Origin of the sequence: Haladaptatus sp. AB618 (assembly GCF_024136965.1) — an archaeon.
Taxonomy (GTDB): domain Archaea; phylum Halobacteriota; class Halobacteria; order Halobacteriales; family Haladaptataceae; genus Haladaptatus.
On the sequence record NZ_JAMYJX010000002.1, the window covers coordinates 308,005 to 328,301 of the forward strand.

Below are 20,297 nucleotides of genomic sequence, written 5' to 3' on the forward strand. Positions count from 1 at the left end.
TCCCGCTCGCAGGCTCGCGGAACCGCCCGGCCCCTTTCAACCCACCCAAGCACCGCTTCCACACTGCTTCCGCACCGCGCCACATCCTCCCCAACCGACTGCGTTTCTCGCTCACATTCGTTCGCTGCGATACTCATCCCTCGCGCGATAGCCAGCAGGCTGGTTACGAACGCAAAGCGTTCGTCACATCCCGAAAATCTCCGATTTTCGAGGACCTCGGCCGGAGTGGCCTCGGTCCTGCTGGCCCGCGCGCCGCGGCGGTTGGTTGGACTGCACGCTACCGACCTCGTGGTGACGAAGCAACCACATCAACCCACCAAGAAGAATAACGCGAAGAAGAAACCCCACTCCCCGACTTCGCCGTCTCTAATTCGTGGAAACGATTTCCACGACGGACCGGTGATCGAGTTCCGAACTCGAACCGATCTGGCGCTTGCTCCGGCAGTCGATGCCGTGGAGGAACCCGTCGCCGATGTCGCTGTGCAGGTGGTACGCGAAGTCCTCGGCCGTCGAGCCACCGGGGAGGAGGAAGCAGTCGCGGAAGACGCCCTTCTCGCTGGCGCTACCGTTGGCGGAGCCAGGGAAGATGGCGATGAGATCGAGTTCGTCGAACAGCGCGGCTTCGAGGGCGCGCTGGACGCCGGTGCCGTCGAACTCGTTCGTGAACTGCCGAATCTGGTCGAGACCCTGTTCCTGTTCCTCGCTGATGTCGCCCGTGATTTCGAAGTCCGCGTCTCCGGCGTCGTAGTCGATGACGCCCTGTTCGGCGGCGTTCTTGAGCGCCTTCTCGGCGTGGGCGCTGGCGGGGATGATGGTCAAGTGCTCGTAGTCGGGGTCGGAGGTGATGTCCTCGTAGTTCGCTTGGGCTTCGGGCGTGTCCATCTTGTTCGCCGCGATGACCATCGGTTTGGTCCGCTTGCGGATTTCGCGGGCGAGTTCCTCGCGGTCCTCGTCCTCCCACACCTCGGGGTCCAAATCGAGGCCGAGCGAGAGGATGATCTGTTTTATCTCGTCCTTGTTCGTTTTGAACGCCGACATCTGCTCGGCGAGGTCCTCCTCGATGTGTTTCTCCTCACCGGCGTAGCCCGAGCGGAAGCGCTCGATACCCTTTTCGAGGACTTCGAGGTACCACATGTCGAGTTCGTTTTCGAGGAAGGCGATGTCGTCGCGCGGGTCGTGGCCCTCGGTCTTCTCGCCTTCGATGTCGGTCTTCCCCGAGAAGTCCACCACGTGGACGAGCACGTCGGCCTCGTTCAGGTCGCTGAGGAACTGGTTGCCCAACCCCTTGCCCTCGTGTGCGCCGGGGATGAGTCCCGCCACGTCCACGAGTTTCGTCGGGACGTAGCGCGTCCCTTCCTCACAAAACCCGACGCTGGGGGTGCAACTCTCGTCGAATTCGGGTGCGGCACACTCCACGCGGGCGTACGCCTCGCCGATGGACGGGTCGATGGTCGTGAAGGGGTAGGCACCCTCCGGCACGTCGTTCATCGTCGCGGCGTTGAAAAAGGTCGATTTACCCACGGAGGGTTTCCCGACCAGTCCGATTTTGTAACTCATTAGGCCGGATTGGGAGATTCGAGGCTAAAGGCGTTTTCAAACGACGGGACGGCTGTCGAATGATACCGAATGGCTCGGCTCGCGTGCTCACTCGGGGAACGTGGGGTCGATTCCGTGGCCCGGGCCACCGATGCCGATGGTCGGCCCGCCGGTCCCCGTAATCACGTCCTCCGCGATGAGCAGGTTGCCGTCCAAATCGACATGCGAGAACGACCCGATTCCGGCGACGAGGTGCGCGCTGGTGTGGATCCCGAGCGCGCTTTCGAGCATGCACCCGACCATCAGTTCGACGTTCGCGGCCTCCGCTATCGACGCGATGTCCCGCGCGGCGAGCAATCCCGACTTCCCCAACTTCACGTTGATCACGTCCGCCGCGTCCTCGCGGACGATCCGAATCGCGTCTTCGGGCGTGAAGACGGCCTCGTCGGCCGCGACCGGAACCGACACGGTGTCCCGCGCCCGCGCCAGTCCGACCACGTCCGCCGCGGGCGTGGGTTGTTCGATGAGCGAGAGATCGATTTCCCGCGATTCGATCTCGCTGGCGAACTCCGCGGTCTCCTTCGGCGTCCAGCCCTGGTTCGCGTCCACCGTCAGTTCCGCGTCGGGCGCTCCCTCGTGAACCGCTGCGACGCGGGCGACGTCGTCCGCGACGGTCGTTCCGGTCTTCACCTTCAGGCAGTCGAAACCCTCCGCCGCCGCCCGCGCTGCCCCCTGCTCCGCATCCTCGGGCGGCATGATGGAGATGGTGAAATCCGTCGTCACCGGCTCCGGCGACCTCCCGAACAGTTCCGAGAGGGCCATCTCCCGCTCCCGGCAGTAGGCGTCGAGAATTGCGGTTTCGACGGCGAAGAGCGCGGAGACCATGCCCGGAAACGTGCTTCGAACCTCCCCGATGAGGCTTCGATAGTCGGCGAGCGACTTCCCTTCGAGCAACTCCGTGGCGGCGCGAGCGGTGGCGAGCGCCGCCTCCTGTGTTTCCCCCGTGACGGGCGTGAGCGGGGAGCCTTCGCCGTATCCGGTCACGGTCTCCGTTTCGACCGTCACGAGGACGTTCGTCGCGCTGTGTTGTGTCCCGAGCGAGATTTCGAACGGTTCGCGCAGGGGCAGGTCCAGGGGTTCGACCGACGCCCGTTCGATTTCCATTTACAGCGCCTCTCGGACCATGCCGAGGAGGTCCTCCGGGCCGCCCTCGTCGTAGACGTTCGCGGCCGGGACGGAGTATTCGACATCTGAGGGGTCACCCCACGTCGAGACGCCGGCGACTGTCGCGTCCGAGAGTTCCTCCACGAGGTGGCGCTCGGCTTCCACGCCCGCGAGCGGCCACTGGTCGAAGTGGGTCCTGTTCTCGCGGTTCGGGTCGTCCACCAGCACGACCGCGTCCGGCCACGAGCCGTGAAGGACGCCCAGCGTGACGCTCGAATAGGCGCGGTGGGTGAGCGACGCTTGACCCTCGACGAAGACGATGTCGTGGTCCTCCGCGACGGCGGATACGAGGTCCTCGACGACGCCAGCCGTGAAGTCCGCCGGAACGCGGTCGATGACGACGCCGCGGTGTGCACCGACCATGATGCCGGTCTGGCCGGTCGCGACCCAGCCCGCGTTCAACCCGGCGCGTTTCGCCGCACGATACAGTTCGAACGTCGTCGTGCGCTTGCCGACCGCACAGTCGGTCCCGGCGGTCAGTATGACGTCGGCATCGGCGTCGTCCACCGACCCGTCGCCCACCCGTAGGTCGTCTTCTCCCGGTGGTTTCCGCACGTCGAACAGGGTAACGCCGTGTTCGTCGGCGAGACTTTGCCAGTGCTCCTGCTCGGAGAGAAAGACGTGCAGTCCGGAGACGATGTCGAGTCCGGCCCGGATGGCTTCCTCGATGTCTTCGACCCACTCGTCGGGCAGTTTGCCACCGGCGGGTGCGACGCCGATGACGAGCGCCTCGGACTCGGGCGCGCGGTCGAGCGCGTCGCCCGTCGAGGAGACGATCGGCACGTCGCGCGTGTCGGGGCGACCCAGTACCTCGCTCGTGGGGTCACCGGCGTGCGTCGAGTCGATGACGGCTCGTGCGTCGAACAGTTCGCTGTGCATGACGACCCCGTTAGCCGTTTTTCCATCCATCGTTCCGAACGCCCCCTCGGCGAGAACGAGTGCCGGGGCAGGGGCGTCGAACGAATCGCGGAGGTTCATATGATACACTGACTCACAACCATTGAAAGCCTTCCCCCCTTTCATGCACGGGTGTCGGTTCGGGGACCCCTCACTTTTGTCACCCGTGCTAACAAATGTCATTCTCCCTGCCATACACTTTTGCCAGCTTCATTCCTCTATCCCGATAGATGACCACAGCGGAGCGCGCCGGACTCCGAGTGACGCTCGACATCTGGCACCCCAACTGCTGGACGCTCGAAGTGACCGAAGGCCGGGTCGCGGGACTGCTCGGCCACGGCGTCCACACCATCGACGGCATGGCGACCGGACGGTTCACGGCCTACGGCAACACGCTGGAGGAGGTGGACGACCTCGTCGAAGCGGTTCGGGACTCCGAGTTGACGGATTCGGTGTGGGAAACCGACCACCCGCACGCGACCGAGGACTCGGTCGCGTTCGGAAGCGCGAGTCGCGGCATCGTCGTCCACTACGATCTGCAAAACAGCATCAACGACGCGCTCGTCTCTCGCGGGTTCATCCCCGACGAACCCGTCCGAATGTACGGCGGACGCGAGTACTGGACCGTCATCGTAGAAGCAGAGCGGGACGAACTCCACGAGCGAATCGAGGACGTGTGCGAGGAGATGGACGCCGACGTCCGCGTTCGTCACGTCGCAACCGCCGAAACCGGGGCTGGCGTCCTCCGAACCGACGACCTCTCGGAACGACAGCGCGAGGCCTTCGAACTCGCCCGACGGCGAGGGTACTACCAGTGGCCTCGGAAGGTCACCGCGTCGGAACTCGCCGAAGAGATGGACGTGTCGAAGACCACGCTGCTCGAACACCTGCGGAAAGCCGAAGCGAAACTGCTGGGATAGCGGGTTAGTGGGCGGTTCTACTCCACCTGCGACGAGAGGACGCTAGTTTCGTTGCGATTGCAAGATCAAGCCACACGAATACCGCATCGTCTGCTCACGGCTCCGTCACCTTCTCGCGGGGCGTGCCGCTCGAATGGTCCGTGGAACGGCGTTCCGCGCTATTCGCTTGCGAGGTTGCAGAGCAACCTCGTCTACCGCACCACACGCCTCCCCAACCGATTCGCTCCGACGCTCACTTCGTTCACGTCGTCGCTCATCCACCGTCAGAGCTCTGCTCTGACGAGCCGTTCGCTCGCTCCGGAAGAGCAAGCTCTTCCGTGCTCCCGTTCGCACGCTCACGGGACCGAAGGTCCCGCTCGGCTCGCGAAGACCTCGCACGGATTTGCCGGGACGACGCGGCCAGCGAGGTTTCGAAGAAACCTCTGGGTGAGCGGTGTAATCGCGAACCAGCAGTTCGGCCACGTTGTCCCGTCAGCGCGCGCCACTCGGTTGGACGGGCCGGGCGATACTGCTGATCTTTCATCGTCGCTGAAATCGCAAAACCAGAACAGTCGTTTCGTCACACGCACGAACCCCCTCGTCCCCGTTACTGAACGCCGGTCGCGTTCTTCAGGAGTCGCCAGCCGTCGTCCTCGGGTTCGAGGACGTCGCGTCGGACCATCTCGTCGAGGACTTCGCTCAGACGGTCGGGTTGGGCGATTTCCATCTGGATTCGCTCCACGTCGTGGTACTCGTTGAGGTAGTGGCGGATGTCGTCCTTCGTGAACACGTCCTCGTCGGCGCGGTCGAGCGCGCCGCTGGTGATGTCGATCATGTCCTCGATGAAGTTCCACGGGTAGACGATCCACGCCCACTCTTCGAGGCGCTCGCCGATGTAATCGGGGTCGAACTCGCTGGTCTGGAGGAGTTGGAGGGTCGCGGTCCGGATTTCGCCCGCGTCGCGCTCGCTGACGTACTCGGCGGCGTGTTTGATCGACCCGCCGGTGTCGGCGATGTCGTCGATGATGAGCACGTCCTTGCCCTCGACGCTTCCCTCCGGCATCGGGTAGCGGACTTCGGGTTCGTTGGACTTCTGGGCCGCGCCGACGTAGTGTTCCATCTTCAGGCTCGTCAGGTCGTCCAAGCCGAGGAAGTCACAGATACACCGCCCCGCGAACCAGCCACCGCGCGCGAGGGCGACGATGACGTCTGGCTCGAACTCGGACTCTTTCACCTGTTCGCTCACGTCACGGCAGAGACTGTAGATGTAATCCCAGTTGGTGATGGTACATTTGAAATCGTCCGGGATATCGCTCATTCTATCCGAAACTCGCGCGCCGTGGCACTTAACGGTTTACAGGTGCGCGCAGGATCGGACGGCCGAAGACGGGAATTATACTTTCGTTACCACCATGAACTATATTACGATTCACGACTTAATATTCTTGAATCGAGCAGTGAAAATACACGGATGGTCTCCCGACGACCACCTCCAGAACCCCTACCCATGACACACACACAAGAGTTCGAACACCTCCTCGATTGCAAAAACGTTCTCGGCGTCGATTACGACGAGGACACCGACACGCTCACCGTCTTCGTCTCGCAGAAACTCCCGGACACGGAACTCGCGGACGAGGACAACGTGAAAAAGCGCGTCTCCGGCGTCACGCTCCACGTCGAGGACGCGGGGTACGGCGACGAACGCGATGGCTTCGACGCGCTCGCGTTCCTCCAACCCATTCCCGAGGCGGAGGGCGACCGCAAGGACCGCCATCGACCCGTCGTCGGCGGCATCAGCGAAATCAACGCGAAATCGACGGCCGCGACCGCCGGGCCGTACCCCGCCCGCGTGACCGACACCTCGAAGGCGAACTGGGGTGATTCGGTCTCCGAGGGCGACCTCGTGCGCCTCTCGAACAACCACGTCTACGCCCGAGTCAACGAGGCCGACTTCGGCGAACCCGTCATCCAGCCGTCACCGATGGACGGCGGGAGCATGCCGGACGACAAGACCGGCGAACTACGCGGCTACGTCACCGTCGAGGACGGTGCGCTGGTGGACGTGGCGGCGCGCTCGGTCACCCCCGAGCAGGAATCCACGGAATACCACAAACTGGACGACTCGTGGCCGACGAGCATCCGGCGCGACGAGTACCGCTCGCTCAAAGGCCAGACCGTAACGAAATCGGGACGAACCACCGGCGTCACGAGCGGCGACGTGAAGGCCACCGGCGCGACCGTCCGCGTGAACTACGGCGACGCGGGAGCCATCAAACTCCGCGACCAGTGCATCGCGGGACCGATGTCGAAGGGCGGCGACAGCGGGTCACCCGTCTTCCTCGACTCGTCCGGCGAACTCGTCGGCCTGCTGTTTGCCGGGTCCGAACGACAGACCATCTTCTGTAAGATCGGCTCCGTCGAATCCGAACTCGGCGTCGAACTGCTGACCGAAGAACCCGGGAGCGGTGGCAGTGGTGGAGATGGTGGCAGCGGTGATGGCGATGGCGGAAGCGGTGGAGACGGGGGTCGCGGCGGAAGCGGCGGTCGTGGTGGCTCCGGCGGTGGAAGCGGCGGATCACCGACCTACCACAAGACGTTCGACACGACGGTTTCCGTTTCGACCGACGGGGCAGAACTGTCGCTCGAATCCTTCTCCGTCACCGGTCCGGCCGACTCGGACGACCGCGTGAATGCCGTCGCGACGGTGTCCGGCACCGCCACCGGAACCGGGTGGCTCGCCGCCCAAGGCAACCGCACCACCTTCGAACTCACCGCCGAACACGCACGCGACGACAGCTTCGTCCGGGACGTTTCCGTTACCCTCGACGTGCCCGATTCGTCGCCGGAGTCGTTCGACGTGGACGTCTCCGGCGGGTACGTCGTCAACTCGTCGTAACGTTCAGACGGCGGTTTCTATTCCGCGTTTTTGGTGGCGAACGACTACACTAACTCGGCGTCAACGACGTCGAGTTGTTGGAGCATGGTGAGGTTGTCCGGATGGAGCCATCGCTCGACGATTTCGCCGTCTTCGATGCGGGTGAAGACCGTCTGCTGGACCTCGATTTCCCGTCCGGTCGGTTCGAGTGCACCCATCGGTCCCTCGTGGGTTCCGCGGGCCGTGAGTCGCATGGCGACCGTGTCACCCTCCGCGACGATATCTTCGACTTTCTGGGTGATATCCGGGAACGCGGCCACGAATCCCTCGTAGGATTCACGAATCGCCGTCCTCCCTCGCAGGTCACCGAACGGATTGTGCTCGATTGCGTCCTCGGCGTACAGTTCGTCCAACAAATCGAAGTTTCCCTCGGCGAACACCTCTTCCGGAATGCGTCGGGCGATTCGTTCGTTCGTTTCGGGTGTTTCGTTCGTCATCTCGATTCCTCCGTACGTTCGTGATTCAGGTACATCGCAACCACACCGGCAGTAGTTCACGAAACGGCCTGCGTTCGCGGGTCAACATGTTGTCGTGTTTATTAGCCTCGCCGACCGACGTCCGGGTATGCCGAAGGTGGAGTTACGGATAGATGGCGCGGCCGTGGACGACTGGCTGGCCGACCTGTCGACCGAGTTTCCGGACGACGAGTTCCGACTGCTGGCGACGCAGTCGAGGGAGGAGCACCCGCTCGCGCTCCTCGAAGCACGGACGAAAGAGGGCGAGCGGTTCGTCCGGCGGTTCGAAGCCACGCCGGAGGTGCTCTCGTCCGACGTCGTCTATCACGACGACAGGCTGGTGTTAGTCCAGTTCACGACCGTCGTAACCGAACTGTACGACGCGCTTCGCGGGTCGGACAACGTCTCGCTCTATCCGACCGTCCTCCGAAACGGCCGATTTTCGGTTACCCTGACCGCGTCACACGAACGGTTGTCGAACTACGCCGACGAGTTGGGAAAGGCGGGGATTCCGTATCAGGTCTCGTCGCTGACTCAGTCCTACGACTCCGGTGAACTGCTCACCGAGCGGCAGTGGGAGTTCGTCACCGGAGCGGTCCAGCGGGGGTACTACGACACGCCGCGGGGGTGTACGCTCACGGAGTTGGCCGAGGAGTTCGAGGTTCACAAATCGGCGGCGAGCAGGCTACTTCACCGGGCCGAAGGGCGGATCATGAGGGAGTTCGTCGAATTGGCAACCAAAAAGTAGCAGTGAGTCGAGTTCTCGGTCGTTCAAACTCCCTCGGGAACGGCGTCGAGTTCTTTGAGCAGTCCGAGGGCATCGAAATTCCCCCACAGCTCGGTGATTCGCCCGTTTTCGAGGCGCATATCGATCATTCCCGTCACCTCTATCTCGTTACCAGTTGGGGCGACTCCCATGAACTCGCCTTCCTGCGTACCGCGCAACGTCCATCGATACATCACGGTATCGCCTTGCGTAATGATGTTCTCGATGGTTTCGTGATAGTCCGGGAACGCAGTCCGGTTCATCTCGATAAATTCCTTGTACTTCTCCCGTCCTCGAACCTCCCCCATGTCCGGGTCGTGGCGAACGAAATCTTCAGCGAGATACTCATCGGCCACCTCGAGGTTCCCATTGTTGAACGCTTGCTCCACGAACTCCCGAACGATTTCCGTGTTTGCAGTGGTTTGTGCCATCTCATCCCTCCCCGCTGGCTAGCTACTGCATGTATGGCGATGAATGTTTCTGAAACTGAATATTCAGGTCAATGAAGATTGGTGCCGAAAACGGTAGTCGATGCGGCGGAGGCTCCTTCATGTGCTCGTTTTGTTTATACAAGCCGACTACCGTCGCTGACAACTTCGTAACCCGTTCGTGGAGAACCGCTGCTTTCGACCACACCTTTATGGCTGAATACGCTGTAATACTATGTATACATGCCATCCGTCAGTGCACGACTCCCGGACGACGAAGCCGACCAGTTGGACGAAGTGGCCGAGTTGCTCGGAGAAGACCGTAGTACGACCATCCGAAAAGCACTCGGTGAGGGACTCTCGGAGCTTCGGATCAGAACGGCGGTCGAACGATACCAGTCCGGCGATATCTCGGTCAACGAAGCCGCCAGAATCGCAGGCGTCAGTCTCGGTGAATGGCTCGAAATCGCCCGCGAACGAAACCTCACCTCGCAATTGTCGCCCGATGACCTCGAACGGGATGCGGATTCGGCCCGCAGTCTATGACTTCGACGCCACTCCTTCTCGATGCGACGACGCTCATCGCGCTCGGGACCGTCGGCGAACTCGATTTGGTGACGCACTTCGACGGGATTCCCGTCGTGCTCCCGACGGTTCGAGGCGAAATCACGACCGAACCCGAACGGACGAACGTCGACCGACTCGTCTCGAATGAGGGCGTCGAAACCGATGTTTGGCTTCCGATGACGACCGATCCATCAACTGACGAGTTCGACTCACCGGCACGAGAGATTCTCGGCGAACAGGAGCGGAACGGCGATGTCGACATCGTTGCCAGCGTGTTGGCACGAACGGACGTTGACCTCCCGATAGGGGTCGTTTCCGACGACCAACGAGTCAGAACCGTCTCTCGCGGTCTCGGCGCAACCGTCACGGGAACCATCGGCGTCATCGTCCGAGCAGTGGATGCGGAACTTTCCGCAGAGGTGGGCAAAGAAATCGTTCGAGACGTAGACGGTCACGGGCTCCACATGACCGGCGAACTTCGGGAAAAAGCGTTCGACCTGATAGACGACGCGGCGACCGACTAGTCCGCTTTCGCCTGCCAGCTTCGCAATCTATCTTCGCTGACACCGTTGACTTGGTCGGCGACCGTCTCGACTTCGGCGTCCTTCAGGTCGTCGATGGTGTCGATACCGGCCTCGGCGAGCTTTTCGGCGGTCTTCGCGCCGATGCCGTCGATGATTTCCAGTCCACTCTTCTGTTCGCGCTGTTTGAACTCCTCGTAGTTGCAGATGGGACAGCCGAGTTCCCACGGTTCGTCCCCGTTGTGCACGACGAGTTCCGGCAGGTCGTGTTCGTCACATCGCTCGTCGGTCACTTCGATGTCACCCCGGCGCGGGAGCGGCAGCGAGTAATCACAGTCGGGGTAACGCGTACAGCCGACGAGTCGGGAACCTGTCTGAAGCTTCTTGATGGCGAGTTCGCCGCCGTGCTCTTCACCGCAGTCGGGACAGTCGCCGATGATTCGATCCTCGGCCTCCTCGGCCTCCTCGGCCTTGCAGAGCGGACAGCCGTGGACGAAGGTGCCACGTCCGGCGAGGATCTTCACTTCCCGCAGGCCGTGTTCCTCACAGCGGTCTTCCAGGATGAGCGGTTTACCCTTGTTCGGGAGCGGCAGCGTGTACGTGCAGTCCGGATAGCCGTCACAGCCGACGAAGTACGAGCCGCGCCTGCTCTGGCGCACGAGGAGGTCCTCGCCGCACTCGGGACACGGTCCGAGCGTCTTGTCCTCCTTCAACGACTGCTGAAGCTGTTCGCCGATCTCCTCGCGTGACTCCTCCAACTCGTCGAACACCGTGGCGAGGAGTTCCCGCGAGGAGTCGGCCACGTCGTCCAAGTCGGCCTCGCCCTCGGCGATGGCGGTCATGTCCTCCTCCAGTTCGCGGGTCATCGTCTCGCTGACGACGAGGTCGGCGTAGTCCTCGGCGGCCGTCACGACCGCCTGCGCGAGGCGAGTCGGGCGCGGCGGGTCGCTCTCCAGATAGCCGCGGTCGTACAGTTTCTGGATGGTGTTGTGACGGGTCGATTTCGTCCCGATTCCCATCTTCTCCATCTTCTCGATGAGTCTGGACTGGCCGTACCGGCGCGGCGGTTGGGTCTCCTTGTCCTCGATGCGCGTGTCGGTGACGGCCAACTCCTCGCCCTCCTCGACGTTGGGCACGTAGTTCTCGCTGGTGTTGAAGTACGGGTAGACAGCGTGATAGCCCTCTTCGAGCAGGCGCTTGCCGTTGGCCTTGAGGGTCAGGTCGTCCACCATGGAGACCACCTTGAGGTGTTCCCACTTCGCCGACTCCGCGACGGTGGCGAAGAAGCGGCGAACGACGAGTTCGTACACGTCCCACTCGTCGTCGCTCAACTCGCCCTTGGTCGGGATGTCCTCGGTCGGGTGAATCGGCGGGTGGTCGGTCGTCTCCTCGTCACCTTCCGTCGGTTCGATGTCCTCCTGTTCGAGGAGGCTCTCGGCATCCTCTCCGAAGGTGTAATCTCCGGCAAAGGTGTCGAGCAGTTCCTCGGGGTCCAAATCGTCCGGGTAGACCGTGTTGTCCGTCCGGGGGTACGTCATGTACCCGGCGGTGTAGAGGTCTTCGGCGATGCTCATCGCCCGCTGGGCGGAGTAGCCGAGACTGCCCGCCGCCCGGATGAACTGGGTCGTGTTGAACGGCGTGGGTGGCGTGTCGGTACGGGTGCGCCGCGAGACGCTATCGACGGTGGCCTCCGTGGCCTTTCGAATCGTCTCGTAGGCTTTTTCGGCCGTCTCCTCGTCCCAGACGCGCTCGGCTTCGTTGCCGTCCTCGTCGCGGTAGAAGTACTGGGACTCGAACTCCTCGTCGTCCTTTCGGAGGTCGGCAAACATCTCCCAGTACTCCTCGGGGTCGAACGCCTGTATCTCGCGTTCGCGGTCCACGATGAGTTTCAGCGTCGGACTCTGCACGCGGCCGACGCTGATGAAGTCGTTGCCGAGTTGCCGGGACGAAAGCGAGAGGAAGCGCGTCAGCGCGGCACCCCAGATGAGGTCGATTATCTGGCGTGCTTCACCCGCCGCCGCGAGGTCGAAGTCGAGTTCGTCCGGATTCTCGAAGGCCGAGGTGACTTCGTTCTGCGTAATCGAAGAGAATCGGACACGGTTGATGGGCGCATCCTCGTTCACGTCGCGGACGAGTTCCCAGGCTTCCTTCCCGATGAGTTCACCCTCGCGGTCGTAGTCGGTCGCGATCGTCACTTGGGTCGCATCGCGCGCCAGCAAGCGGAGCGTGCGGACGATGTTCTCCTTCGTCGGCTGTTTCTCGACGTTCGCGTCGATGAGTTCGACGGGTTCCACGTCGCGCCAATCGTTGTACTCCGGGGGGAAATCCACCCCGACGACGTGGCCCGACAGCCCGATGCATCGCTTGCCGCCCCACTTGTACACGTTGACGCCGTTTTGCCGGTCGGTCTCCGCACTCTCGCCGGAGAGGATGTCGGCGATTCGACGTGCGGCGTTGTCCTTCTCGGTAATGATGAGTTCCACTCACGCACCACCCCTGTTCGCGTCGGTCATCGCCCGTCGCTACGGGTATGGCGCTGGTAAACGTTTCGCCAGCGAAAAGAACGGATCCGGATCTCCGATTATCCGCAGTGATAATGGAAGAAACGGCTATGTGCACCCTCCCAGTACAGGAACGTATTCTGATATGTTCGGTTCTCTCTCTTTCTCGGGCGGTGTCGTTCTCACCGGCACTGCCCTCGGCGGCGGTGTCGGAGTCGTACTCGCACGTCACGCGTGGTCGAATCGTGACGTTCCCGGCGCGGTGTCGTTCGCCTCGCTCATGCTCGCCGTCGCCGGATGGTGCGTCTTTTCGCTGTTCGTCCTGACGAGTTCCTCGCTCGTTTCCGCTCGTCGCTGGACGGCGCTCATAGGAATCTGTGTCACCGCGATTCCCATCCTCTGGCTGACCTTCGCGCTCGAATACACCGGCCGGGAGGATTGGGTCACGAGAACGACGCTCCCGCTCATCTGGGCGGAGCCGGTCTGCTACACCGTCTTCGCGCTCGTGAATCCCGCCCACGGGTTTGCAAACGAAACCGCGCGGCTGACGACGAGCGACAGCCTCACCGCCTTGTCGGTCGTGCATACCGGGTCGTTTTACTTCCATCTCGTCTACCTGTTCGTCGTCCTCGTCACCGGGTTCGGTTTTCTCACATCCTTCGTGGTGCAGGCCGACCGACTCTACCGGAAACAGACGGTCGCGATCATTCTCGCGGGATTGGTCCCCTTTTTCGGCATCTCGGTCTTCTCCTTCGTCGATTTGAACGTCGCCTTCGGGTTGACGCCCGTCTTCTTCGCCGCCAGCGGCATCCTGGACAGCCTCGCGCTGTTCCGCTACAACTTCCTCGACGTCGCGCCGCTCGCCTCGGAAGTCGTCCTCTCCGAGATGGACGACCCGGTGATCGTCGTCACCGACGGACGAATCGTCGAGTACAACTCGGCGGCGGAACCGCTGTTTCAGGTCGACAGCATCGTCGGGAGCCAACTCGAAACAGCCGTTCCCGGCCTGCTCGACGCCGTATCGTGCGGACATTCGTTCACCCCTGCCGTCCGAACAGACGGTAGTATGGGGGAGACGCCCGTCTACGACCCCCGTTCGACACCGATCCGTGACCACCACGACGCCCATCGTGGGGACATCTTCGTCCTTCGAGAGATAACCGAACAGAAACGACGGGAGGAGACGCTTCGTGCGCTTCAGTCCGCGACGCGTCGATTCATGGACGTGGAACGGCCGGAAGCGATCGCCAATGTCGCCGTGCAAACCGCCGACAAAGTGTTGGACCACCCCTACTCGGCCATCCTCTTTCCGGACGATGACGAAACGATCCTTCGGTCGGTTGCGATGACGTCCCTCCTGGAACGCGGTCTCGACGAGGAGTTGGCGTTTTCGCGTGACATCGAATCGATATGGTCGGTGTTCGAATCGGGAACGCCCGTCGTTTACGAATCCTTCGACCTTCTACCGAGTTCCAAATACGGGTATCTCCCGGTCGGTTGTCTGTTGTTGCTTCCGCTTGGCGAACACGGCGTTCTGGGGGTCGGCAGTGACACGAGAAAACGGACGTTCACGGAGAACGAGCGCCGCTTCGCACGGGTTTTGGCGAGCACGACGGAAACAGCGCTCGACCGCGCACGTCGGGAGCGGGAACTACGGGAGAGCCAGGCGATGGTCGAGGAACGAACCGAACAAATCGAGTTCTTCAACGGCGTTCTCCGCCACGACATCCTGAACGGAATCACGGTCGTGAACGGCAACCTCGAACTCCTCGAACCCCACGTCAAAGCGTCCGGAACGTCGTATTTCGACACGGTTCGGAAGTGGAGCGAGGACATCGGCGCGTTGACCGAAAAGGTGCGGTCGGTCAGCCAGACCGTCACCGATTCCGAATCGGTGTCGCTGGAAACCGTTTCCCTCCCGGCAGCCGTGACGAGGCGGGTCACGAAAGTCAAGGACACGTATCCGAACGTGAGCGTCGAGACCGACATCGAGGACGGACTGACCGTGGCGGGCAACGAACTGCTCGGTGAGGTCGTGGAGAACGTGCTGTTGAATGCCATCGAGCATCACGACGGCCGATCACCCTCCCTCACGGTTCGAGCGCGGCGTTCCGAAGGTTCGGTTCGAGTCGAAATCGAGGACGACGGACCTGGAATTTCGGACGGGATGAAAACACAGGTGTTCGACCGCAACGTCACGTCCGAGGCGACTGGCTCCATCGGGTTCGGTCTCTACTTCGTTTCCGTCATGATGGATCAGTACGGCGGTGCGGTGTGGTTCGAAGACGCGGAACCGCGTGGGACGGTTGCCGTCCTTACGTTCCCGCAGCACGACCGACCGGGAGAGACATATATCAAAAAGCACAACAGTGAATAAATACTACCTAAAAAACCAAAGATATATGAGTAATTGATTGATTATCTCTATCAATACCGACCCCGAACATGACGACAGCAGGTACTATCGGCGTGCTACTAGTGGACGACGAACCGGAGGTGACGGTCCTCTACGAGAAGTGGCTCTCGGACCACCGAACGTACGTCGCACACGACGGAACGGAAGCACTCTCGATACTCGACGAACGGGCGACGGAGATAGACGTCGTACTCCTCGACCGAAAGATGCCGTCGTTGAGCGGCCCCGAGGTTCTCGAACGAATCCGAATCGATGGGTACGACTGCCGTGTCGCCATGATCACCGCGGTCGCGCCGAGTTACGACATCATCGACATGAAATTCGACGAGTACGTAACGAAACCTGTCGATAGGAGCTCACTCCAGGGGACGGTCGAGTCGCTATACAACCGTGCGGAGTACGCGGAGACGCTGACACACTACTACTCGTTGGTTTCGACCCACGCGAACCTACTGGCCGAATACTCCCCCGACGAACTACAGGAAAACGACGAGTTCGTCTCCCTCGAAGCCGAAATCGACGACGTTCGTCGCACGCTCGATTCCTCGCTCGAAGTCAACGATCACCGGGAATTTCAGCATACCCTCCGCGAAATTCAGTGACGAGGGGATAGGGAACCGGCAGAGAGGGGGCGGAACACGTCCGTTTAAGCGCGGTTCGCTCGTTGTACTCGGACGGAAATGGCTGGACGAAGAGCGGATCGTGTCGATATGACGACGGGAGCCATCTCGCCGAAGTTGGTGACGCTGGCGTGGCCGCTGGTCGTCGGCAACCTCCTGCAGACGTTCTACAACCTCGCGGACATGTTTTGGGTCGGACGCGTCGGCACTAACGCCGTCGCCGCCGTTTCGCTCATGTTCCCGACCTCGTGGTTGTTCGTCTCGTTGGCGATGGGACTCACGGCGTCGTCGGTCGCGCTCGTCTCACAGCACGTCGGCGCGGGTGACGACCGCGCGGCGGACAACGTCGTCGCACAGACGACCCTCATGACCGTCGTTATCGGGGTCGTCCTCGCGGCGTTCGGCTTCGCGTTCCGTCGTCAACTCCTCACGCTCGTCGGGGCGAAAGGACCCGTCTACGTGCAAGCACTCGGGTACATCGAAGTGCTGTTCTTCTCCATTCCGTTCACGTTCCTCTTCTTCGTCTTCCGGGCGGTGCTTCGCGGCGCGGGTGACACCCGCACTGCGATGTGGCTGATGGTGCTCTCGGCCGGGATGAACGTCGTCCTCGACCCGATACTCATCCTCGGATACGGCCCGTTCGGTCCGATGGGAACGCAGGGCGCGGCGGTCGCCACGCTCATCTCTCGCGTGTTCGCGGCCGCCGTCGGCGTCTACGTCCTCCTGCGCGGCGATTGGGGAATTCAGCTTCGACTGGAGGACCTCCGTCCGGACTGGCCGGTGTTGAAACGACTCGCCACGCTCGGCTATCCCGCAACCATCGACGGTGCGGCGCGGAGTTTCGCCTCGGTGGCGATGGTCGCGTTGGTCGCCCGGTTCGGCGCGGTCCCGACGGCGGCGTACGGTGTCGGCATCAGGATGATGTCCGTCTCGTGGACGGTGTCGGGCGCGGTCGGACAGGCCGCCGCGACCGGCGTCGGGCAGAACCTCGGAGCGAAGACGCCCGACCGCGCTTCGGAGGTGACGTGGAAAGCGACCGTCGGAACGATGCTGGTACTGTTCGGTGCGGGCGGGTTGATGATGGCCTTCCCGGGCGTCGCCATGCGGGTGTTCACGGACGACCCCGCCGTCGTTCGCGTCGGTGCCCACTTCCTCCGAGTCATCGGACCGTTCCTCTCCTTCTTCGGCGGTCTGATGGTGATCCAAGGTGGCTTCCGCGGCGCGGGCAGTACCGGGGTTGCGATGGCCCTGTCGTTCCTCTCGCGGTGGATACTCCGCATTCCGATGGCCGTCCTGCTGGCGTACGGGTGGACGTACCAACTCGGGCCGCTCACGCTCTCGGGCATGGCGTGGGGCGTCAACGGTCTCTGGTGGTCGTGGTCGTTGTCGGCGGTCGGGGCGTTCGTCGTCGGCGTGCTCTGGTTCAGCCTCGGCCACTGGCGACAGGGCGTGCTGGACGAGGAGAAAGTGCCCTCGACCGCGGACTGACGGTGAATCGGAATACAGCTTGAAAAACAGCCCGCAGCCTCAATACCGCCTCCCTCACCGATGTGGGGCGGTTTTTCGGTTCAACTGTTCACGGGCGACCCAGATGACGCCGAGACCGAGACAGAGAACGACGACGAGGCTCGCGAGGAGGAGCAGGCTCCCACCCATCGACGTGGTGTAGGGGAGCAGTGTCGTGGAAATCGTTTCGATCATCCACCCGAGCGGGGACGTTTCGCCTGATCCTTCGTAAACGAGGTACGTCAAAAATACGTTGAAAACGAGCGATCCGCCCGCGGAGTAGACGACGAACCTCCGCAGGTCCATTTCGGCGAGTCCGGCGGGAATCGAGATGGCCGCGCGTACGAACGGAAGCATTCGGCCCCAGAAGACCGAGCTCCGACCCCATTGCTGAAACCAGCCCTGACTTCGTTCCAAATCCGACTCGGAGACGTGAAGGATGTGTCCGTACCGATGAAGCGCCTCCTTCCCGTTTTTACCGAACACGTAATAGCCGAGGAGGCTCCCTACCGTCGCTCCAGCGGTCGTGACGACGACGAAGAACGCGAACGATAGCGGGTCGTGGACGAGTTGTACCGCCGCAAACGGGACGACGATTTCGCTCGGCGCGAAATGGAGAATGAACGCCGTTTCGAGTGCCAGATAGAGGAAGACAGCCAGGTAGCCGTATTTGGTGACGAACGAAAGTGTGGTACTGGCTAACCAGTCGAACATTCAAGATAGCGTTCACTGTTCTCCACCATCAATTTTTTCATGCAGGAGACCATCAATATAATTGATAGATAACTATACTCTTCTGGAGAGCTGATGTGTTTTCCATAGACATCCGTTCACCGTCGGTTCGCCTCCAGCATCGTCACGGCAGCCCCACCGGCGATGACCGGAAGCAGATAGGTTCCCGCTCGGAAGACGAGAAGCGCCGCCGTGATCACCGGAAGCGGAACGTTCGTCAGGCTCACGAGTAACAGGATGTACGCGGCATCGATACCGCCAAAGCCGCCGGGGAGCGGCGTCACACTCGCCGTCATCGCCAATGGGACGATGAACAGCGGTGCTTCGACCGGAATCGCGTAGCCGAGCGAGTAGAGCGAGAGCCAAAGGCAAACCGCCAGAAAGAACCAGCCCACCGCCGAGAAGAACAGTCCGACGGCGAGTCGATGAGGTGTCCGTGCGATCTGCTCCAAATTCGAGAGAAACAGCGTCACCCGTCGTTCGAGTTCTTGCTCCGGAACGTCGACGTTCAGCGGCGTTTTCCGGCTGAGGAACGCTCCCAACCGAGACAACCCACTCACGAGCGATGCCGCGAGCGTCTCCCTCGACCGCCACGCGAACACCGCGACCACGGCGACCACGAGGGCGACGACCAGGAACAACACCAGTGCGAGTTTGAGCCGTGGATTGAGCGTCGCTCGAACGGTAAAGTACGCGAACCCGAGCATCGCAAAACCGATGGAGGGGAGGAAATTGATCGTATCGACGCTCACGACGGCTGACAGCCCCGTTTCGTACTCCGCATCCGTCGCCCGCGAGACGAACAACGCGGCGAGGGGTTCCGCCCCGGCCTGTGCGAACGGGGTGATGCTGTTGGCGAAGACGATGCTCAGATAGATCAGCATCGTCCGAGGACGTGACTGTGGATACTCCAGCAGCGACAGGACGACGTGCAACGCCGAACTCCACGCGACCTGCCAGCAGGCCACGGCAACGACGATGGCGAAGATAGCGCTCGGCCTCGCGGCCTTGAAGGCGGCCACGACCGACGAGGCACCCACGAGCGAGACGATGACGACGATCACGACGAGCGACGCGAGAAGGCCGAGAACCACCGACCGAACGTTCAACTGCGCGCCTCTTGCATCCATCTCCCCATCTCCCTGTTCCACCCGTTCGTTTCGAATCCGACCCGATTCATCCACACACCGGTGAACGACCCGTACCGGTAAGAATGGTATCACGATTTGGGGAACATGTTCAGTCCCGTGCACCAATCCGGGACACCACGTCCACCGGAATCCGCTTTCCACCCTCGTAGACGACGAGGGTCACGAACAGCACCCCCACGCCGGTCACGACCAGCGCTCCCTGGGGGGAGAGCCCGAGGGAGGTTACGAAAAACCGAGGATCGTCCCAAATCCACGTGACGAGCGAATAAGCGGCCACGGGAACGCTCATCGCGCTCGTGATGAACAACAACCCGAGGACGGTCCCGACGATACCGACGACACGGAGCAACGCCGCTTTCGCGGCGAGTGGATTCGCGCGAATCCACTCGCGGTGGGTCCAAACGACGACGAGTACGACGACCGACGCCACGACCCCCACCAGAACCACGGGAAAGTGACTCCGCACGTACTGCACGTCCAGCGTCAGAACTGCAACGAGTGCCGCGAGCGCTCGATGAACGGGGGTCCCTGCTTGCGTTCCGGCGTACGCCAGGTACGTCAGCGCAGCCACGAACACGGCGGTTCCAGAGGCCGTGTAGAGCACGAATCGGCGAACGTCCATCTCCGCGATTCCCGCAGGAATACTGATGAGCGCCCGGAGAACGGGAAGAAATCGACAGAAAAAGACGGTTCCCTCACCCCACCGATGGAAGACACGCCGCCCGCGTTCGAGATCCGCCGGAGTCAGATGGAGATACGTCCCGTATCGTTCCAGCACGTACTCGCCACCACGCCCGAACACGTAGTAGACGAAAACGCTTCCCGCAGTTCCGCCGGCCGTCGCCACGGCGACGAACACGACGAAGCCGACCGGTCCGTGAACCAACAGCGCGGCCGCAAACGGCAGGACGACCTCGCTCGGCACGAAATGCAACAGCAGCCCCGATTCGAGGAACATGTAGATGAACACCGCGAGCAGGCCGTACTGCTGGATGAACGAGTTCGTGGTTCCCACGGGATCAGCCATAGCACACCCACGACTGGAACGGGATTAGTGTCCATGGCCGTCACACCCCACGCCAAAATCATCCGTAGATTTAAGTCCAAAAACGCGACCAAACGGCGGTATGCCCTAACCGA

At 62.1% G+C, this 20,297-nt stretch carries 18 protein-coding genes; 8 read left to right on the top strand and 10 right to left on the bottom strand.

Going from position 1 to position 20,297, the window contains the following annotated elements; genetic code table 11:
- Positions 1 to 366 precede the first annotated feature (366 nt).
- From NKF26_RS08450 to NKF26_RS08460, 3 genes are all read right to left on the bottom strand, one after another.
- Entirely contained in the window at positions 367 to 1,557 is a 1,191-nt protein-coding gene (locus tag NKF26_RS08450) for a redox-regulated ATPase YchF (RefSeq protein WP_253226685.1), read from the bottom strand.
- Positions 1,558 to 1,644: 87 nt separating this feature from the next.
- Positions 1,645 to 2,700: a dipeptide epimerase gene (locus NKF26_RS08455; RefSeq protein ID WP_253226684.1), complete on the bottom strand. Its 1,056-nt coding sequence runs from the start codon at positions 2,698 to 2,700 to the stop codon at positions 1,645 to 1,647.
- Positions 2,701 to 3,738, bottom strand: coding sequence for a DUF1611 domain-containing protein (locus tag NKF26_RS08460; RefSeq protein WP_253226683.1), 1,038 nt, complete (start codon positions 3,736 to 3,738; stop codon positions 2,701 to 2,703).
- 149 nt (positions 3,739 to 3,887) lie between these two features.
- Here NKF26_RS08460 and NKF26_RS08465 point away from each other — a divergent pair, with 149 nt between their 5' ends.
- Positions 3,888 to 4,577 carry a helix-turn-helix domain-containing protein gene (locus NKF26_RS08465; protein ID WP_066144319.1) on the top strand — a complete coding sequence of 230 codons (690 nt, stop codon included), beginning with the start codon at positions 3,888 to 3,890 and terminating at the stop codon, positions 4,575 to 4,577.
- Positions 4,578 to 5,163: 586 nt separating this feature from the next.
- Here NKF26_RS08465 and NKF26_RS08470 read toward each other — a convergent pair.
- Positions 5,164 to 5,874, bottom strand: coding sequence for a phosphoribosyltransferase (locus NKF26_RS08470; protein WP_253226682.1), 711 nt, complete (start codon positions 5,872 to 5,874; stop codon positions 5,164 to 5,166).
- Between the two features lie 189 nt (positions 5,875 to 6,063).
- On the opposite strand from NKF26_RS08470, the gene NKF26_RS08475 reads away from it, so the two are divergent.
- Complete coding sequence (locus tag NKF26_RS08475; RefSeq protein WP_253226681.1) at positions 6,064 to 7,455, top strand: S1 family peptidase; 1,392 nt, start codon at positions 6,064 to 6,066, stop codon at positions 7,453 to 7,455.
- Positions 7,456 to 7,499: 44 nt separating this feature from the next.
- Here the strand turns inward: NKF26_RS08475 and NKF26_RS08480 are convergent, their stop codons facing one another.
- On the bottom strand, positions 7,500 to 7,931 hold the full coding sequence (locus NKF26_RS08480) for an ester cyclase (protein WP_253226680.1): 432 nt from the start codon (positions 7,929 to 7,931) through the stop codon (positions 7,500 to 7,502).
- A gap of 127 nt (positions 7,932 to 8,058) precedes the next feature.
- Here NKF26_RS08480 and NKF26_RS08485 point away from each other — a divergent pair, with 127 nt between their 5' ends.
- Positions 8,059 to 8,697, top strand: a complete 639-nt coding sequence (locus NKF26_RS08485) for a helix-turn-helix domain-containing protein (protein ID WP_253226679.1) — start codon at positions 8,059 to 8,061, stop codon at positions 8,695 to 8,697.
- Between the two features lie 23 nt (positions 8,698 to 8,720).
- Here the strand turns inward: NKF26_RS08485 and NKF26_RS08490 are convergent, their stop codons facing one another.
- Complete coding sequence (locus tag NKF26_RS08490; RefSeq protein ID WP_253226678.1) at positions 8,721 to 9,146, bottom strand: ester cyclase; 426 nt, start codon at positions 9,144 to 9,146, stop codon at positions 8,721 to 8,723.
- A gap of 240 nt (positions 9,147 to 9,386) precedes the next feature.
- Here NKF26_RS08490 and NKF26_RS08495 point away from each other — a divergent pair, with 240 nt between their 5' ends.
- Both NKF26_RS08495 and NKF26_RS08500 read left to right on the top strand, forming a co-directional pair.
- On the top strand, positions 9,387 to 9,689 hold the full coding sequence (locus NKF26_RS08495) for a UPF0175 family protein (RefSeq protein WP_253226677.1): 303 nt from the start codon (positions 9,387 to 9,389) through the stop codon (positions 9,687 to 9,689).
- The gene (locus tag NKF26_RS08500; RefSeq protein ID WP_253226676.1) at positions 9,686 to 10,234 is read left to right on the top strand and encodes a hypothetical protein; all 549 of its coding nucleotides are present in this window, start codon (positions 9,686 to 9,688) and stop codon (positions 10,232 to 10,234) included. The genes NKF26_RS08495 and NKF26_RS08500 overlap by 4 nt, the downstream gene beginning before the upstream one ends.
- Here NKF26_RS08500 and NKF26_RS08505 read toward each other — a convergent pair.
- On the bottom strand, positions 10,231 to 12,714 hold the full coding sequence (locus NKF26_RS08505; protein WP_253226675.1) for a DNA topoisomerase I: 2,484 nt from the start codon (positions 12,712 to 12,714) through the stop codon (positions 10,231 to 10,233). The genes NKF26_RS08500 and NKF26_RS08505 overlap by 4 nt on opposite strands.
- Before the next feature lie 163 nt (positions 12,715 to 12,877).
- Between NKF26_RS08505 and NKF26_RS08510 the strand changes: the two genes are divergently transcribed.
- The 3 genes from NKF26_RS08510 to NKF26_RS08520 all read left to right on the top strand — a co-directional run bounded on the left by NKF26_RS08510 (position 12,878) and on the right by NKF26_RS08520 (position 17,256).
- Complete coding sequence (locus NKF26_RS08510; RefSeq protein WP_253234178.1) at positions 12,878 to 15,109, top strand: histidine kinase N-terminal 7TM domain-containing protein; 2,232 nt, start codon at positions 12,878 to 12,880, stop codon at positions 15,107 to 15,109.
- 68 nt (positions 15,110 to 15,177) lie between these two features.
- A complete protein-coding gene (locus NKF26_RS08515) occupies positions 15,178 to 15,750 on the top strand; it encodes a HalX domain-containing protein (RefSeq protein WP_253226673.1) in 573 nt (190 codons plus the stop codon).
- Positions 15,751 to 15,828: 78 nt separating this feature from the next.
- Entirely contained in the window at positions 15,829 to 17,256 is a 1,428-nt protein-coding gene (locus NKF26_RS08520) for an MATE family efflux transporter (protein ID WP_253226672.1), read from the top strand.
- Between the two features lie 54 nt (positions 17,257 to 17,310).
- Here NKF26_RS08520 and NKF26_RS08525 read toward each other — a convergent pair whose 3' ends face one another.
- The 3 genes from NKF26_RS08525 to NKF26_RS08535 all read right to left on the bottom strand — a co-directional run bounded on the left by NKF26_RS08525 (position 17,311) and on the right by NKF26_RS08535 (position 20,184).
- Entirely contained in the window at positions 17,311 to 17,988 is a 678-nt protein-coding gene (locus tag NKF26_RS08525) for a DedA family protein (protein WP_253226671.1), read from the bottom strand.
- Positions 17,989 to 18,104: 116 nt separating this feature from the next.
- A complete protein-coding gene (locus NKF26_RS08530; protein ID WP_253226670.1) occupies positions 18,105 to 19,190 on the bottom strand; it encodes a flippase-like domain-containing protein in 1,086 nt (361 codons plus the stop codon).
- A 55-nt stretch (positions 19,191 to 19,245) separates the two neighbouring features.
- Positions 19,246 to 20,184, bottom strand: coding sequence for a DedA family protein (locus NKF26_RS08535; RefSeq protein ID WP_253226669.1), 939 nt, complete (start codon positions 20,182 to 20,184; stop codon positions 19,246 to 19,248).
- Positions 20,185 to 20,297 lie beyond the last annotated feature (113 nt).